This window comes from Pontibacter harenae (genome assembly GCF_020907245.1).
GTDB classification, from domain to species: domain Bacteria; phylum Bacteroidota; class Bacteroidia; order Cytophagales; family Hymenobacteraceae; genus Pontibacter; species Pontibacter harenae.
Genome location: NZ_JAJJWH010000047.1, coordinates 14,522 through 31,498 on the forward strand (window position 1 = coordinate 14,522; position 16,977 = coordinate 31,498).

Consider the following 16,977-nt stretch of genomic DNA (forward strand, 5'->3'; position numbering starts at 1 on the left):
CATATAAAATTAGGAATCAACAAAGCAAATCTTGTAAATACAGTCATACACCTATTTATTTAGCCTCTAACACTGCCTTTTTCTTTATTGGCTGCGTTCCAAGTCTTCTATTTGATGGTTGCCCCCTGCATTGCTGATTGTTGCTAAGCTTAGCAACAGTTGGCAATAGTCTAAAGCGAATCTGGTAACCGTAAGAGAAGATAACCATAGGCCCCAGTAGGTTTAAGGAATGTTACACATCACAAAGTTGTATTTGGCTCTTTGGGTTAAAGTTCTTGATGATATGCGTCTATTATGGATTAGGCGTGTAAAAGAGTAAGTAAGTTTTCATAACGCAGTTGTGTCTGATTCCCCACCAGCAAGCTAAGTTACTCCTGTTCTGTTCTTCAAACCTCGTACCTGCACGTACCGTTCGTACCTAGTTCGAATGGTACGTGCAGGTACGAGCTAAACCCTCTGCTGAACTATGCTCGCTACCCCTGTATCCACATCTGCTGCACGTTATTTTTTTACTTCGCCATGCCAGAGATAAGTCTAAAGATTAGCGTTAAAGGGAAAAGCCATGTGTTTTCGAGTTGATCAAAAGAGCGATGCGCAGCCAATGCAAAGATACTTCCGCAAGAAGGTTGAGCATTGGCTACACTTATTTCAATGCCCTTACCTATGATACCTGATTCACATGCTTAAACACACTTCCAGGTACCTCCTGTTCCTCCTGCTCATCCTGGCGGGCTGTAAGGAGTCAGAGGTGACACCCACTAAATCACTGACCCTGCAGGAGGAGCAGCAGCTGCTGGGCAACCCCAGCGGTGCCACCTCTGACGTAGGCAACTACAACAACTTCCTCATGCTAAGGCCACAGTATGCTCTCTCCTACAGCCGCGAGAGGGGCACTCCCTACTAGGTGAGCTGGCATGTGAGCAGAAACTGGCTGGGCAGCGCGGAAAGACAGGATGACTTCCGCGCCGATCCCGCCCTGCCGAAAGGCTGGTACAGAGTCACAGCCAGCTCCTACAGGGGCAGCGGTTTTGACAGGGGGCATAACACGCCCTCTGCGGACCGGACGAAAACCTAGGACGATAACTCAGCCACTTTTCTGATGACAAACATGATTCCCCAGGCCCCAAACAACAACCAGGAGACCTGGGCGAACCTGGAGGACTACACCCGCGAGCTGGTCGGGGAGGGGAATGAGGTGTACGTGATCATGGGCAGCTACGGCGTAGGCGGTACGGGTGGCAACGGCAACGCCCAAACCATTGACAACGGCAGGGTCACCGTGCCGAAGCGCATCTGGAAAGTGCTGGTCGTGCTGCAAGAGGGAGGCGATGACCTGAGCCGCATCAATACCGATACCCGCGTGATAGCCGTGGACACGCCTAACAGCAACAGCGTCGATTCCGACTGGGGAGGCTATCGCACCACAGTCGATGCCATCGAGAGCGCCACGGGGTATGACCTGCTCTCGGCGGTGCCTGTACAGGTGCAGCGAGCCCTGGAGAGTAGCGTAGACACAGGCCCTACGAATTAAGCTGCTGTATTTTCTTCAGTAAGAACATGAACGGACAAAACACCGACAGCGCTGACACTTCAGCTGCGGCTTCGCTCGGAGGGGCTATTCTATGTGAGCGAAACCGATGCTCAATTGGAGGTGGTGCGTTTCCCAGCCCCTAAAAGTTCAGAGCCGACAACCGCGGAGCTGGCCGGGTGGGCAGGCAAGCCGCCAGGGGAGCGGATAGAGCCCCAGGAGCTACAGTACTTCTTTCGCAACATGACCAAAGAGCATTCTGATATGGGTGAAGCAGAGAAAAGGGAAAGAGCGCGCTTTGTGGAGCTGCAGGACTATCTGGTGCAGAACCTTCGGCAGGTGAAGGTATACCAAGTGGGGCGGCGAAGAGTCACGGCGCTTATCCTTGGTTTTACCCCGACAGGAGAGCTTGCTGGCTTCAAAACAAACCTTGTCCAAACGTGACAGCGACGTTTTAAAAACGTTTGCCCTTTCTGCTGGCCATAAGTAATGATAGTCACACGCCGTATGAAAGTAACAGAGGCTTCACCGCACGTACACTGTCTGAATCTCACCTATCCTGGTGGTGTAGCAGGGGGATAGGTAGTCGCTGCGCAGCTGCCAGGAGTTGTCAAGTCCCTGTGTGGCCACCTTTACCTTTCCCCTGCCGAAGCGGTCTGTCATGCCGTCTATCACACCCATCAGCCTAGCGTGTTTTTCCCTGTCCACGGTATCCAGCAAGCCCAGCTGTATATTGTCCTCTGGTATGATGCCCGTCACAATCACTCCTGACTTTTTGTACCAGTAGCCGTCACGGTAGATGGCTTTCAGTGCGATGTCGGCGTAGTGTATGAGCTCTATGTCAGAACTGGTGGCAACGGGCAGGGCGATGGTCTTGCTGCCGTAGTACTGCGGTTCGTTCTCCGAGAAACTGTTGGTGTGGGCAAAGACGGTGATGAGATTGGCGCAGCTCTTCTGCTGGCGCAGTTTCCTGGCGCATTTGGCCGCATAGGAAGCGGTGGCCTCCTGCAGCTCGTCAAACGAGTTTACTTTCTTGCCGAAGCTCCTGGAGGTGCAGATGCCTTTCTTCGGCGGTGTCACCTCCTCCAGCTCCAGGCAGGACTCACCTCTAAGCTCTTTCAGTAGCCTTACACCCACAACAGTCATGTGCTGCCTTACCCAGTTCTCCGACAGCTGGGTGAAGTCATAGGCGGTGTTGATGCCCCGCTTCCTCAGAAACCTGGCGTACTGTCCGCCGATGCCCCAGACATCCTCTATCTTCGTTGCCTCCAGTGCCTTCTGCAAGTGATAAGGGTTTGTCAGCACCAGCACGCCGTTTGCCTTCCTGGATTTCTTGGCGAGCTTGTTTGCCACCTTCGCCAGGGCCTTGGTGGGTGCAACGCCTATGCTCACGGGAATACCAGTCCATTTGCCTACGGTGCGTTTGATCTCGCTGGCATACTCGAAAATATCCCTTCCGTAGAAGTCGCCCAGGTCCAGGAAGCTCTCGTCTATGGAGTAGACCTCTATATTTGGGGTAAACCGTGCTAGCGTCTCCATGACACGATCGCTCATGTCACCGTACAGCTCGTAGTTGGAGGAGAAGGCGTGTACCTGACCGCTCTCCACCAGGTTCCTGATCTTGAAGTACGGCTCGCCCATCGGTATACCTAATTCTTTGGCCTCGTTGGTCCTGGCGATCACGCAGCCGTCGTTGTTGGAAAGCACCACCACGGGCCTATGGTTCAGGGCTGGGTTGAACACACGCTCGCAGGAGCAGTAGAAGGAGTTGCAGTCCACCAGAGCGTACAGCGATGTCATTGTTTCACAGGTTTATGCAGTATCCACTTCACGACTCCCCATACGTGTGCGTCCATGTCGGCTGTTATCTCTATGGGTTTATAGTTCGGGTTTGCTGGCACCAGGAAAATCCTGTCCTTAGTTTTTCTGAAAGTCTTCACCGTGAACTCCCCGTCTATAAAGCATACCACAGGGTCTCCGTTTGTGGGAGTTATTGCTTTATCAATCACGATGATGTCGCCGTCATGGATGTTGCTGTCCATCATGGAGTTTCCGCGCACCCGCATAGAGAAGGTGGAGGTGGGGTTCAGGGCAAGGTACTTGACGATGTCTATCCGCGGCTCCGCATAGTCGAGTGCAGGGGAGGGGAATCCAGCGGAAATGTAGTTCTCGATGAACGGGATCTCCAGCTCCTCCAGAGCGCTTATGTCCAGGGGCTCCAGTACTTTTGATAGGAAAGGGCTATTATCTTCTCTTCGCATAAGGACCAACAGGTAATATAAAATACTAATAATGTTAGCAAATACGTAAACAAGAATAATATTAACTAAATATATTAGTTTTATTTATTCACACTGACACATGCTCCTACTGTAGATAGATGCTAGAAAGCTTGATATTTAGTTATTTATCAAAGGGAGTTTATCACCTCTGGCACATTGTTCAGGGGGGAGTTGACCAACGGGGAAACGGGGTAGGCCTTCATCCTGTCAGCATCGAACGGCTTCAGAAGTGATAGCAGGTCTTCCTGCGGCTTGTGCTCGTCCAGCCATAGTTCCTCCTCATCGGGGGACAGGATCACGGGCATACGGTCGTGTATCGGTTTCATTAGCTCGTTGGCCTCTGTCGTGATGATGGTGTAGGTATGCAGCACCTCACCCGTGCTTTTGTCCAGCCACTCATCCCAAAGGCCTGCGAAGGAGAAAAGCTCCTCGTTTTTCAGCAGTATTCGGTGCGGCACCTTGCCCTGCGGTGTCACCTGCCACTCAAAGAACCCATCCGTTGGTACCAGGCAGCGCTTTGACTTGAACAGGTTGCGGAAGGAGGGCTTTTCTGTGATTGTCTCCGCCCTGGCGTTGATGGATCGCTTAACTGACTTCACATCCTTCGCCCAGAAAGGCTGTAGCCCCCAGGAAAAGAACTGAATCGCATCAGGCTGTGTATTTGTCACCACAGGCAGCTTCTGCGAAGGGGCTGCGTTGTAATGGCTTTCCTGAAGGTGCTTCTCCAGCAGCTTTGCTGCCTTGGTTTCGCCCTTTGCTTTTGGTGTTACCGAATATCTACCGCACATTTTCAATGTTGTTTATTCTCTTATAGTCCAGGTTGAACAGTTCAAGAGGCCTCCGTGTAGCCCGACCTCATTGTAGTTTATGGTTTCGATGACTCTGTCTGGGTAGATCTGCTTAAACAGGTCGATAACATAATCATCCCTATTGCCTTTCACCTCAAATACGGGAATTATCATCAGGTTGCCGACTTCCAGGAAGTTCACATAGCAGCCGATGGCATTTTCCTTATGATCTTTGTCTTTATGCTCAAAGAACGGAATATCAATATAGTCTAGTCCGTATTCCTTTAGAACTTTAGCTATTCCGCTGCTCCAGTACTTGTACTCCTGGTTACGGTCATTGCCGAGAATTGTGCTGCGGTCAACGAATCGGACAAGCCCATCCGCATGGCCTGTCATGTCTGATTTGATCTGCGGAATGACAATCACCTCAGCGCCTAACAGCTCCTCGATGTCCGAAGTGAGTTTTGTTCTGCTGGTATAGGTAGGGTTCTCTTCAAACACCCTGTCAGTGACGATGGCCTTGTCTGCCCAGTTCACAACGTTGCCGCCGTCAAAGTTGATTTCTGAGAATCTAGGGCTGAGGTTGTTCTCCTCGCAGATCATCCTGGGGTCAGACTGTAAGTGAAGGTCATCTTTCAGGTAGGAGGGCTCGTAACGGAACTGCACCAGCTCTTCTTTGCTGGTTTGGATGGGCATATAGTCACGGCACCAGATATCCTTAGTAGCTTGTATTTGCTTGTGTGCAACACCGTGCTTTTCCAGTAAAGAGGTCAGCGTCTGGCTGGCATTGGCGAATCTATCATCTGTGTGGAGTAATTCAGAGGTATAGACGGTGTTGGTTTTATTGCCTGTTATCATCTTGAGGTGGTTAAATATTAAAGGGAAGTTAGTCTATAGCCATTAAAAGGCAGAACATGATTTTAGGCTAATGCCTATTTTATTTCCGCTCTGCCACCATGCTTTTCAAGCAGGTACAGCAGTTTAGATACTTCAAATCGGACGTTATCTTCAAGTCCATTATTTTTTCTGGCTTCTTCTTCACTCATACCGTCACGTACTGCATTGAGGTAAAAATAGTAGTGGTTCTATATTTGGTGAAAGGTGCCATTAAGTGCGCTTCTATAGTATCCAACATGTTGCCTGTCGTAGCTAGCTCTGTCTACTACTTCCTCTACTATATAAAAGTCCTCTTTCATTACCTCTGGCTTTCCGTTGGGTTTCATAGTTAGAGGCTTGTACACTTTGAAGTAGTGCTGAATCAACTCTAATCTACTCCCAGTTATATCTTTAAGATTGATGGTGATTGGGTAATCTATGGCGTTTCGCTGGCGGTCCTTATTAAAGTAGTTGAGCACCTGCTGGCCCTTTTGGCCATACTCACGGATAACAGCAGCAAGCGTATCAAAGTCAAAGCCCAGTGTGACTGTAGTGGGCTTGTAACATTCGTGAAGCTCCCCGATAACAGTCACAGCGGAGTCTTCGCTGAAGATGATCTTCTCCATTACAAAAAGGCTGGCGAGAACACTGAGGTAGGAGTGAAGTCTATCGGCTCTGAGCGTTCAGTTGATGAAAATAGATCCTGCACCTCGCCTCCTTTATCAAACTCTCCTATAGTAAGAACACGCTCAAAGGATGAGGAGCATCCTCTTCATCTTCTCTGAAGTACAGATACGGCTCGTTTAATACATATCCGTCTAGGAACTTCAGGTAAGGCTTGTACTGCTTGTATACCTTCGTCTTTCGGAAGGTACGGGGGTGATTGTTCTTCAAAGAAGCAAGTTCTCCGTAACAATCGAGTCGCTTCAATGCACTTAACTCAGCAAGAACATCCTCCAAACTGCTGAACTGCAGTATATCATCGTAAAGAAATAACGTATAGTCATGGGTTGGATGCCCCAGCTCAGGCAGCACGTCAAATGCGCTACGGTTTAGCTCCTTGCCTTTCTTTAGGTGTTCCATGTCCGACAGAACAGGAGCGAAAAGGTGTATTTCGGCAGCAGCTTGTAAATGTGAGTTAGCTTGTTGAAAGTTCTTCTCTGTCAGATTATTTTTCTCGGTAAGTTTCCAGAGTATGCCTTTGTTCTTGTTTGATAAGGGCAGGCCAAAGCTTTCCAGAATTTCATCCTCAAGCCCCAGTATCACTTCGAACAGATCTCCGTCAGCTTCAGGGCCGCCTATTCTGTCGAGTTTCTTGTAAAGGGTATAGCATTCACTAAGTTTATCCTGAAGTAACGTTGTGTTCATGAAGAATATAATGATCAGGTGTTGTTATACAAGGAGTTTAATCAAGGTACCAATTCTGTATTCCTTTACAAATGGACTTCTGCCACTCATCAATTGTTGCTTCCACCTTAAGAGAAATAAGGGCACACTCCATATCTGTTTCTCCGCTATTGTTATGATGAAGGTACATTCCCTTTCTAAAGCTGTGTGTGGCTCCAGGGTACACCAGAGCGACTTTCTTTGCCTCATAGTACTGGTGGTACACGTAAAGCTGTCGTAGGTCGTCTGGGGAAGGATTATAGCCGTTCAGGTTTTTCCACTTAGTGTCCAGTACTACACAATCGGGCTCGCCTTTATTAATAACAATGTCAGGAATGATTTTGCTGCGGTAGCCGCCCTGGGGCTTCCAGAAGTATTTATATGCCTGGCTGTGTAAAGATAGTTTCCCTCCCTCGTTTCTGAAGCATTTGCGCAGGCTTATGTAGACAAAGCGCTCCCATAGCAGGTTCATGTCGAACATCAGCGCTAGCACATGGTTTCGGCCTTTAGTAACATCTGGGTGATAATTCAGCAGAAGTAAGCGTGCTATCTCTAGGGCCTTTCTGTAGCTCTCAGTTTTACGGTTAAAGGCTATCCTTTCGAATGTAGCCTCTGTTATCTTTATCTGCTTCTGCTCGGGGAAATTAAGTAGCAGCGCTCCGATTCTGCTGTGGAGAGAACTATTTGTGTTGATGCGCTTTAAGAGCAGTAGAGCCATGTACAGGATTTGGTGTAGCTGATGCTCTACATCATAGGTGGTGTGGCGTACATAAAAGCGCTCCTGGTGCACTAGGTTTTCTTGAATGTGCTTCGCAAACTGTATGCTCCCTTTCAAGGCAGTTGTGCTGCCCTCGGTTTTGCGATATTTCTTTACCAGTCCGTGATGCACCAAGGCTTCCACTTCCTGCAAGAAAATAGCAAAGTACAGGTCTAGGATAGAGTTAGTTTTCAGCCTCAGATCGCTGCTGCTGGGAGCATGAATATCGAAGACACCAACAGCTTTCAGCATGCCGATAAGCATGTTTCGCCACTTGCCTTTGTTTTCGTCTTTGTCAGCTTTGGGCAGGACTTCTATGGTAAGGTTTCCTACTTGTACAACGCCTACATTCTCGTTGAACTTTACACCTTTATGAATCAGGGAGAAGTATGGCACCCCATGTTCTCCGTAGAAAGCCTCCAGGCTTTGTCTTTGGAGCTCAGACAGACGTTCCTCGCCTTTATGAGTCCAGAGGCAGGAGTGCTCAAAAACGGTAAAGTGATTCTTTAGCTTACTCACAGATTTACTGTATCAAGGTTTGTACTGCTTTCGTAAACTCTTCTTCGGAAAGGCTGTTCTGCCCTAAAAGAGGAGCCAGATGGTAAACTTCTTTTTCGGCTAAGCCGACAGCATCATAATTCCTAAAAGGGGAGAATACATCATCCTCGGGTTCTGCTTCTGCACGTTCAAAAAAGCCCTCGCCTAGCACTAGCCCGATTTTGCCGTAGTCCCCATAGAAGTATTCCTGCAGTAGTGGGATGATCTTGTTCTGGAAAGCAGCGCGTAGGTCATCTATACTTTCAACGCAAAGAAAATAGCTGTGGCCGATTAGGTTATCTTTACCCAGCAGTCTTTCAATGCGGCGATTTATTTTCTGCAGGATGTCCTTAAGTTTAAAGCCTGCTACCTCTGTCTCCAACTCGGGTAGGTCATACCGTGGCGGCATTTCAACAAAGCTGAACCTGCGGCGCAGGGCTGTGTCTAAGGCTTCCACACTACGGTCTGCTGTGTTCATGGTCCCGATGATGTAGAGGTTAGAAGGTATACCGAACTTTTCTTTGCTGTAGGGGAGGGTTACTTCCAGTTGCTCACTTCCACCCTGCCGCTTATCATCTTCAATTAGGGTAATAAGCTCTCCAAAGATTTGGGAGACATTGCCACGATTTATTTCGTCAATTATTAGTACGACTTTTCCTGATTCTGAATTATTGTTTTTTAGCAACTTTAAAATACCTGGTATTACATTATCATAGCCGTTTACTAACTGAGGTTCAAGTTCTGGATAAAGAACTCTATCAACACTATCTGAATTGATTTTACCAGTAAAAGAGTCTATATCCATTCCATTTGCCTCAAGATATTCTAAAAGGCAATAAAGTAGTTTAAAAGTAAATGATATATTACCACCCCTAGGTTTTTTCAAAGTAATAACCTCATGAGTAACAGATAAAATCTCGTAACCGCCAATTCTCTCTCCTTCTTTCAAGTATATTTGAGTAGAGCATAGCTTTTTAAAAACCCCATCTACAACTTTATAAGTAACAGGCTGCCCTTCTCTTTTGGGCTCAAGTGGTTTTATGCCTTCAATGAAGTCTTCATAGCTCATGCTTTGATGGAAGGTGGTGAATACTATCTGGCCAGCGGCTACTCTGTATTCAAAGACTTTTTTCAGTTCACTTCTGTCTTTACCTTCAACCTGTTCACCTAATATTTCCAGCGCTTTGTTAATGGTATGATATGTTTTGCCGGTGCCTGGAGGTCCGTAAAGGATTTGGTTTAGAGGCATGTCTCTTATGTTTTGTTTGTTGTCAGTCTTTTTTTCTTCTTCAAAATTATCAGTGTCACCTGGAACTGGAGGAGTTTGTACTAGCTTAGTAATAAAATAAGGCTCAAATAGCTGCTTATTCGCTTCATCTAATTCATGACCTTTTATGATGACACAGGTACTGTTACTATTTGGTGTCCACCATTTTTGCGTGCCTTTATACTTCGTCTTGTTTTTAGGAACAGATATAAGTTCAAAAGGTCTTTCAAGCCAGCCTTCATCGCCATAATCTTTATAAACAGTTGGAGCTGCATCACCTGTAATTTTACCCAAGAGGCTAACAGCCATGCTTCTATTTCCTGGAGTTAAATAAAAGTAGTCGCCAACTTGCATCTTCTCAGCGAACACTGTGGCTTGACTCTCATTACTTCGGCCCATAGGTTTGGTGCTTTGATGAACAAGTACTTTTCTTTCACTAATACAGGCTTCTATATCCTGATCATTGAACTCACCCATGGAAATTTTGTACACCGATGCATCCCCAACTTCTATTTCTTCTAACCCTCTATCGAGCATTCTGTAAAGGATATCCTGGGCTAGTATCTTATGGTTTGTATCTCTGAACGCATCAGCAGGTAGCAAACTATCAACAAATTCAATCAACTCAGTATCTGGCTCCAAATAGTTTGATATAAATTCATCAACTAGCTCCAGGTAATGCAGATATTTCTCGCCTTTCTTTTTAGATTTTACGCCAATCAACTTACAATACTTTTGGTAAAATGAGTCTTTGTAGAATGGGTATTTATCTGGATTGTTGAAGGCCAAAAATGTAGCCATAGTTCTCTCATCCTGGTGATGGGAATATTTTTCTTCAGGTACTATTTCTCGATAGATTTTATAGGTTTCATTATCAAAATAATTTAATCTTTCCGCAAGTGGAAGGCTCTCATCAAAAAGAACTCTGAAACAGGCTCTGTAAGTTTCTGATCTGTCTTTGGCAAGATGATATATAACAGCAATACCTACTCCGTAGATAAGATTAGAGTAATTTATACTCTTGATTTCTTCAAAAAAATCAGGCGCATTAAGATTGGGTCTGCCTCTATACTGATTAACAAGTTTCCACTTGTAGATTTCATCGACCAATTTACTCTGCTGAACGTCCTTTTTATACTTTTGTATAAGCTCCTTCAAAGGGTCTAAAAGCCCTTTTTTTTCCTTAATCTCAAATCCTAACTTTTCAAGAAGCCTATTGGTATCCCTCCCTTCACTAAGTTGCCACAAAGATTCACCATTCATTTCTTGGTGGGCAAGACGCAGAACATCAGTTGGAGGATAATTTTCATTATTTATTACTACATCCCATCGGGTAGATGGAGTTAAAGAGAGACCTTCTGCTTTTATGCGAAAAGCGGCTTTCAGAATATGCTCTTTAGTGATATTATCAGGTTCAAATGCCATTGTAATATGAAGTAGTATACACTGTGTTTCCGATGATGACTTGATAGTTCAACCTCTTTTGTAAGTTAAACTTTAGTTATGTTTCTAGTTTAGGATGGAGTAGACTTCTATTGAACTTGAAGATCAAGTATTTCCAGCTCGCTTATCCTATCAAAGCGGAAGGTTCTTTGTTCTTCGCGCCTGTTACAGTAAGCTGTAATATAGTTTTCGTTTAGGTTATAGCGATTGATATGTGCCTGATCCAGTGCGTCGACAGCACGCTGCACATTGCAAATCGTTCTTGTGCTTTCTTCCGCTTCGGTTCTATTGAGTATCATTTCTCCTGTTTCTTGATCAAAACCAATAGATTGCCAGGAGCCCCTAGTGTACTTTATCCTTAGGTACATCTTGTACTGAATAGCGGTGTTAACCACTGATTTGATAGTGCCCATGCCTACGGTTGGGCCATTAGCGCGCAAAGTGAAAGGACTTCGCTTCCTTGTAGGATTTTCTATGCTGTCAATAATAAATGTCCTGTTTTTATTTTTGACATAGCAATATGCGGTTAAAGACCTATCTAGGATTGTTGTAGGTTTAACAACTGTTGGCTCCCCATCATATATGAAGGTAACATACTCATTAGCTGCTTTAACAGATTGGAGTAGCTCCACTTTAGGATCATTTGATTTGAATTTGAATGTTTCCTGCGGTGTAAACAGAGGTTCATCTTGAACTTCTTCCTCGATTGACTCGCCGAGATCCGTCTCCTCTAGATTGTCTAGCATGTAGCTAGATGTGGTGGTGCCGAATCTATCAATGCCCAGGTAACGCTCACGATACTTTTCAAGAGACCACTGCTCCGCTTCTGCTTTTGTCCACTGGCGGATAAAGCTTACTTGAGGATAGCTCGTTAAGCCACTTGGGATACTGAAATCTGGATTGATGGTTTTGATAACATCGGCTATGAATAGACAGCAGCTTTCAGGCTGTTGGTGCACCTGGATTTCAGCAAAACGAATTACTATCCAGCCTCTACTTCTAAAAGCATTGTTTCTGTTGTTATCAGAATATTGGAAGTGTGTTGCTTTCCTGGTGGCAATCTCATTAGTGCCTTCATATGGTTCATCGATTTCTATATCAATAAACATGTTAAGACCATTTCTTTCATCTATAAGGGTAAAATCTGGTTCATAAGGAACAGCTTTGCCTTTTACCATTATAAAGCGGTCATCAAATACCTGGAATACCGATTTGAAATACTTCACAATGTATTCTTTGAATGCTTCTTCTTTATACCCTTTTCTACCTGTTCTACCTTTTCTTGGAAACTTGATTAAGGAATCAGGCTTGGGCATGATGACATAAGGAAAGTTAAGGGGCTCTGTCTGCTCAAACACATTTAAAGGTTTGTAACCGATTCGCTTCGCTTCCGATTGCTCTTCCTTTTCTGGAGTAATAAGTACAGGAGGTGTTATTGGGGCAGGAGCTGTAGGTCGATTGTTAGTGATTTCGTTTTCTGTAGTTACAGGATTTGGAGTCGGTTCAGGCTTGCTTGGTGCTACTGGTTTTATTGGGGCACTAGTAGATGTAGGCTTTGGCGGGATTGCGGTTTTTTTTGTCTGATTAGCTACAGTATCACTTGTTAAATCTTTTGATATTTTGCCTTCTACATGTTGCGATGTATTTGACACCTCCTTTCTAAGCGATGTAGGAGTGGACAGCTCATTATCCTTAGTACTATTCTTCTTTTTACGATTTGTTAGATACCATATTACTAGGCATATCACAGCAAAAACCAACCAGAAGGTTAGCACTCCTGAGTTTTCTGAGGTATTATCTAGCGATAAGGTATCTGCAGTAGAAACCTGAAGCAGTAAATAAGTTTGTTTCATTTAAAATTAAATTGAGGCTGTAGTATGTGATTTGTTAAGAGGAATTTGCTTTTTAACAAAAGCTCCACAAGTAACGGAATTTTAATTTAATATTCTAAATATAATATGTTACTTTAGGACGTAAAAGTTGTAACAGTAAAATAGCTGTGTTTTTGCACTAACTTATGATGTAAGCATCTACTTCAGTTGGCGAGGTAGGAGTGCTATCTTTAGAATATAATTTGCTTAACCAATACTAATGTTTGAACAAACCTTTAAAAATATAGATGACATTCTGTACCCTGATCTGTTCAAAAGTGAAGAAAAGCTGCGCGAAATCTGGAGCCGACCTGGCACTCGCAAGAAGCTACTGGAAGAGCTGCAGGAAAGGGGCTTTGCCAAAGCTCAGTGAGCAGAGTTCCAAAAAGTGCTACACGCCGAGAACAGCGATCTATACGACGTACTTGCATACGTTGCTTTCCACGCCTCTATAATAGACCGTGACATCAGAGCAAATAACGCGAAGATCCACCTGAAGAACTACAACCCCAAGCAGCAGGAGTTCCTGAATTTTGTACTAAAGCAGTACGTAAAATCCGGTGTTGAAGAGCTGGATGATGCTAAGCTTTCGCAATTACTACTATTGAAGTATAGTGCTATCGCTGATGCGAAGAAAGAGCTGGGGGAAATATCGTCTATCCGAAATACCTTTATTGGCTTCCAGAGCTACCTGTATGCTAGTCGGGTGGCGGTGTAAGAAGTACTAAACTAACCTCTTAGCTTAACCGAATTTTATGTTTTATGAGCCCTACTACAACTAGTGTTAATTCACAGGGAAATTTATCTGTAACTACTACAGTTAAACGCAGACCTAACATAGCTAAAACTCTATTGCAGAGTTCTGTAAGTTTCATGACTCGTGCTATAAATACGCACAATCAACTAAATGAGACCCACAGATACGAAAAGGTGATCTTAGATGTTATTACAGCTTGGGAGAAAGCAATGAAGGCTTACTTGCACCGTAAGAAAATAAAGCTTGTGAAAAGCGATGGTTGGTTTATAACTTTTAATGAATGCCTTAACAAAACAGCTCTCAAAGTAGGAGCACCTTTTGTGGCAGCTCAGCAGTCTTTACCAATCTTATATAACTATCGTAACGGAGCTCAGCACTTTTATGGAGAAAGTTGGGATACAGTTTTATTTGGGTTAGTTGCTGAAAGTGTTAAACAATACAGGAAGTTTGTTGAAGAGCAGTGCAATCACTGTTTTCTAACTACTGATGATCTACTTACCATGCCTATAGGATTCCAAAGACCTGTAGTGCCACAAGACTTTTTAACAGACTTGTCAGCATCAAGAAATGCAACGAAGGAAGTAAAACAGTTTTTGAAACAGGTATCAGATGCAGGAGAGATCCTTCAATCGCAAGGTATTCAGGATTCTGTTTTAGTTCAGTTTCATGTTGCTCTTGTTAATGTTAACCGAGTGGCAAATGCTGATGTAGTAGTTGGCGTTGACAATAGCCAAGCCCAAGCAGCTACCATGACAGTCTTAAGACCTATACAGGGTCAAATCCAAATAACAAGCGATCCTACTGCACAACGAGTTCAAATCTCTGAACAAGAAGCCATAGATGCTGGCTGGAATTTGACATGGAAGAAAGACATTCTTCCGTTTTTGAAAACATCGCTTTCTCATCAGAAAATCAATAATTCATTCCTTGAAAAGTGGAGAGAAATAAAGTCTGATCCGACTATATGTATGAAACGGAAACTATATCCAGGTAATCCAAATAGTATCACAACAGATTTATATAATGGTTTAGTTTTTCAAAGATTATTAGATGAATTTCCTGCTCCAGAAGCAGAAGATTAATGTTGTTATAATCTTTAACAGTTGATTGTTTACTCAAGATATCTTAGATGGCATACCCTTTTATTCCTAATTTAAATACTAAGTTCTTCTGTATAGTAGATAGAAAGAAGAAAGACTTGGCGGCAATAATTTCTTCTTATATAAATGAAGTAGATAAGTATTCTTCATTTTTCGAATTTCCAACAGTCTATGTTGCTAGTTCTGAAATAGATAAAGACAAATTAGAAGTAAATGTTATTACGAGAACACGAGCTAAAGAATTTGCAGTTAGAATAAATAATGCATTAAGTGCTTTAGGGGGATGTGAATACGTGATTTTAGCTGGGCTAGATGAAAATCAAAAAAGTTATTTACATCTTCCAGATGATATAAACATAATAGAAATAGAAGACATTGGACAAGTAGACTTCTTACTTGACCATTTTGTACAGAAGGATGGATATTTAGATGTAAAAAAAGATGATATCCTTCCTGGGCTTTATTATAGCCTATTAAACAATCAAAAAATTAGACTTAATGATTATGCAAATAGTATAAAGTTTGAGCTTGAGCAAAAGGAAGGTATAATAATAATTGAGAATATAAGTGCTGCTTCAACAGTTATAGCATTAAATTATGCATATGCTTTCAATTTAGCAGTAGCTTTAATTGAAAAGCCTAATACTAAAAGTGATGAAATTAGCGCTTTAATCGATGATTGGAAAAATGGTGGGAGTAAAAACTCTTTCCATGATTTATGTCATTTAGTTTATAGTAAGATTGAGAATATCAATTTTCCAGATTACAAATTTGCAACCTTTTTCACATCCAGTGTTCCATATTCTTTAATCTTAGAAAATGTAATCCCCTTCACATACGTCAATAATATATTAAGTCCGGATTTCTTTATTTTCAACGCTTTATTAATTGAAAATAGAAGACCTTTATTCTCCTCTATTGTCTTTTCGCCAATAGAATTTGGTGTAGATGAAGAGACTAACTATGTAATAAATAAACTAGTAGCAAATAATTATTTTGTAAAAGAATTAACTGGTAATGAAGCTTCCGTTTATAATCTTGAAAATCATGTAAAGGAATATCCATATGAGTTGTTACATATTTGTAGCCATGGAGGTGAAACTGGTGGTTATAGTTTAAAAGAAGAATTTACAGATAGAGATGGGACTGTTCATGTAGTTGAATATGATGAGGTTGTAAGTTTTGCACCTAAAAAAGGTAGTGAGTTGGTCAATGTTACTACTACTAACTTCTGGAGAAAGTTTGATGGATTAGTCTGGGGAAGTAAGGAATTTAAAAATGCGAAGTACCCTCATCATGTTTTTACAGATATGGTGAATGAACTAAAAAATGTAAAAGGGAAAAGCAGAAGAAGAAAGGATGTTGTGTGTGGTTCGAGCGCCATTAAATGTATTGACTTTATCTACCAGCCTGCATTTAATATTATAGCTGGACTACATTCGCATCCATTTATATTTAACAATACCTGTTATTCTTGGTCAAATATTTCTGAATCATTCCTAAGCGTTGGAGCAAGAGGATATATTGGGACTTTGTGGGCTGTAGAAAATGAAGTTGCAAAAAATACAGCGGAAGCTTTTTACGACAATTTGTTCGACAACACAATTTTAAGTGCTTTAGAGAAAGCGATTGCGCATACAAGAGGAACTTCGAGTGAGAACATTTACATGTACTGGGGCCTGCACTTTCAGTCCTTCAAAAGAGGTGCCTCAGTAGCTGAAAATAGAATGAAAGTTGCTAGTAGACTTCTAACTTCATTTTATAGATGGAGAGATCATTTAACTAAAGTAGAAGACCCCAATACACAGGAGAGTATTAATGAATTAATAAACTGGAACTTTAAACAGCTATTTGATCACTTTAGAGAAGAAGTAGCTAAATTAATTCCTACCCGTTAGAATATATAGTTTTATGTATTTACTGTTTATTAGAAAATCTTTCCTGATATTCTTTAACAGTAATATCTAACACATTTGTCATTTGCTCATAAACTTCCTTTGGGCTAGGTATTTTAATAAGTCTTCCGTCTTTGAAAAACTTATTGAAATTTATAGTCACTATTATCTCTTTGCCAACCACTGATATTTTTATAGGATTAAAGTTGCCGCCCAGACCATATCCAGCAGGCACTTCAGAAAGATTAATGGTTAATTTTTCAGCACTATTGAAAAGGTCTTCATACCCTTTTAAGACTTCGCCTATTTGTGCATTATATGCAGCGACATTTAAAAAACCAGATGTTTTCAAATCTATTACCATAAAGCTAAATCTTTTGAAAGTTAAAAGATCTGTATCACTTAATGAAGTTATTCTTTTCTTGGTAGTCCTACAGAAGTAATGATGTCATAACAAAAAAGACCGCAGTAGTGGTAAAAAGGAGTGCGA

The 16,977-nt window shown here is 42.8% G+C and carries 14 protein-coding genes and 2 pseudogenes; 6 read left to right on the plus strand and 10 right to left on the minus strand.

Going from position 1 to position 16,977, the window contains the following annotated elements:
- Positions 1-748 precede the first annotated feature (748 nt).
- The 3 genes and pseudogenes from LN893_RS17440 (at position 749) to LN893_RS17450 (ending at position 1,972) form a co-directional block, all read left to right on the plus strand.
- Positions 749-904, plus strand: a complete 156-nt coding sequence (locus LN893_RS17440) for a hypothetical protein (protein WP_229972342.1) — start codon at positions 749-751, stop codon at positions 902-904.
- 12 nt (positions 905-916) lie between these two features.
- Positions 917-1,531, plus strand: a pseudogene (locus LN893_RS17445) (DNA/RNA non-specific endonuclease).
- A 63-nt stretch (positions 1,532-1,594) separates the two neighbouring features.
- The gene (locus LN893_RS17450) at positions 1,595-1,972 is read left to right on the plus strand and encodes a nuclease A inhibitor family protein (protein WP_255710103.1); all 378 of its coding nucleotides are present in this window, start codon (positions 1,595-1,597) and stop codon (positions 1,970-1,972) included.
- Positions 1,973-2,053: 81 nt separating this feature from the next.
- On the opposite strand, the gene LN893_RS17455 is transcribed toward LN893_RS17450, so the two are convergent.
- The 9 genes from LN893_RS17455 to LN893_RS17495 all read right to left on the minus strand — a co-directional run bounded on the left by LN893_RS17455 (position 2,054) and on the right by LN893_RS17495 (position 12,717).
- Complete coding sequence (locus LN893_RS17455; protein ID WP_229972346.1) at positions 2,054-3,328, minus strand: Y-family DNA polymerase; 1,275 nt, start codon at positions 3,326-3,328, stop codon at positions 2,054-2,056.
- Positions 3,325-3,789, minus strand: coding sequence for a LexA family protein (locus LN893_RS17460; RefSeq protein ID WP_229972348.1), 465 nt, complete (start codon positions 3,787-3,789; stop codon positions 3,325-3,327). The genes LN893_RS17455 and LN893_RS17460 overlap by 4 nt, the downstream gene beginning before the upstream one ends.
- A 149-nt stretch (positions 3,790-3,938) precedes the next feature.
- Positions 3,939-4,598 (minus strand): SOS response-associated peptidase, encoded by a 660-nt coding sequence (locus LN893_RS17465; protein WP_229972350.1) that lies wholly within the window; start codon positions 4,596-4,598, stop codon positions 3,939-3,941.
- Between the two features lie 12 nt (positions 4,599-4,610).
- On the minus strand, positions 4,611-5,456 hold the full coding sequence (locus LN893_RS17470; RefSeq protein WP_229972351.1) for an agmatine deiminase family protein: 846 nt from the start codon (positions 5,454-5,456) through the stop codon (positions 4,611-4,613).
- Between the two features lie 227 nt (positions 5,457-5,683).
- The gene (locus LN893_RS17475) at positions 5,684-6,100 is read right to left on the minus strand and encodes a hypothetical protein (RefSeq protein WP_229972352.1); all 417 of its coding nucleotides are present in this window, start codon (positions 6,098-6,100) and stop codon (positions 5,684-5,686) included.
- A gap of 106 nt (positions 6,101-6,206) precedes the next feature.
- Positions 6,207-6,842 carry a hypothetical protein gene (locus tag LN893_RS17480; RefSeq protein ID WP_229972353.1) on the minus strand — a complete coding sequence of 212 codons (636 nt, stop codon included), beginning with the start codon at positions 6,840-6,842 and terminating at the stop codon, positions 6,207-6,209.
- Positions 6,843-6,879: 37 nt separating this feature from the next.
- The gene (locus tag LN893_RS17485; RefSeq protein WP_229972354.1) at positions 6,880-8,136 is read right to left on the minus strand and encodes an McrC family protein; all 1,257 of its coding nucleotides are present in this window, start codon (positions 8,134-8,136) and stop codon (positions 6,880-6,882) included.
- Between the two features lie 4 nt (positions 8,137-8,140).
- The gene (locus LN893_RS17490; protein ID WP_229972355.1) at positions 8,141-10,846 is read right to left on the minus strand and encodes an McrB family protein; all 2,706 of its coding nucleotides are present in this window, start codon (positions 10,844-10,846) and stop codon (positions 8,141-8,143) included.
- Between the two features lie 107 nt (positions 10,847-10,953).
- Positions 10,954-12,717 carry a WYL domain-containing protein gene (locus LN893_RS17495; RefSeq protein WP_229972357.1) on the minus strand — a complete coding sequence of 588 codons (1,764 nt, stop codon included), beginning with the start codon at positions 12,715-12,717 and terminating at the stop codon, positions 10,954-10,956.
- 280 nt (positions 12,718-12,997) lie between these two features.
- Between LN893_RS17495 and LN893_RS17505 the strand changes: the two are divergent.
- The 3 genes and pseudogenes from LN893_RS17505 to LN893_RS17515 all read left to right on the plus strand — a co-directional run.
- Positions 12,998-13,453: pseudogene (locus LN893_RS17505) on the plus strand (type I restriction-modification enzyme R subunit C-terminal domain-containing protein); the annotation flags it as partial.
- 44 nt (positions 13,454-13,497) lie between these two features.
- Positions 13,498-14,574, plus strand: a complete 1,077-nt coding sequence (locus tag LN893_RS17510) for a DUF3644 domain-containing protein (RefSeq protein ID WP_229972363.1) — start codon at positions 13,498-13,500, stop codon at positions 14,572-14,574.
- Positions 14,575-14,621: 47 nt separating this feature from the next.
- Positions 14,622-16,490, plus strand: a complete 1,869-nt coding sequence (locus LN893_RS17515) for a CHAT domain-containing protein (RefSeq protein WP_229972364.1) — start codon at positions 14,622-14,624, stop codon at positions 16,488-16,490.
- Between the two features lie 19 nt (positions 16,491-16,509).
- On the opposite strand, the gene LN893_RS17520 is transcribed toward LN893_RS17515, so the two are convergent.
- Positions 16,510-16,851: a hypothetical protein gene (locus LN893_RS17520; protein WP_229972366.1), complete on the minus strand. Its 342-nt coding sequence runs from the start codon at positions 16,849-16,851 to the stop codon at positions 16,510-16,512.
- Positions 16,852-16,977 lie beyond the last annotated feature (126 nt).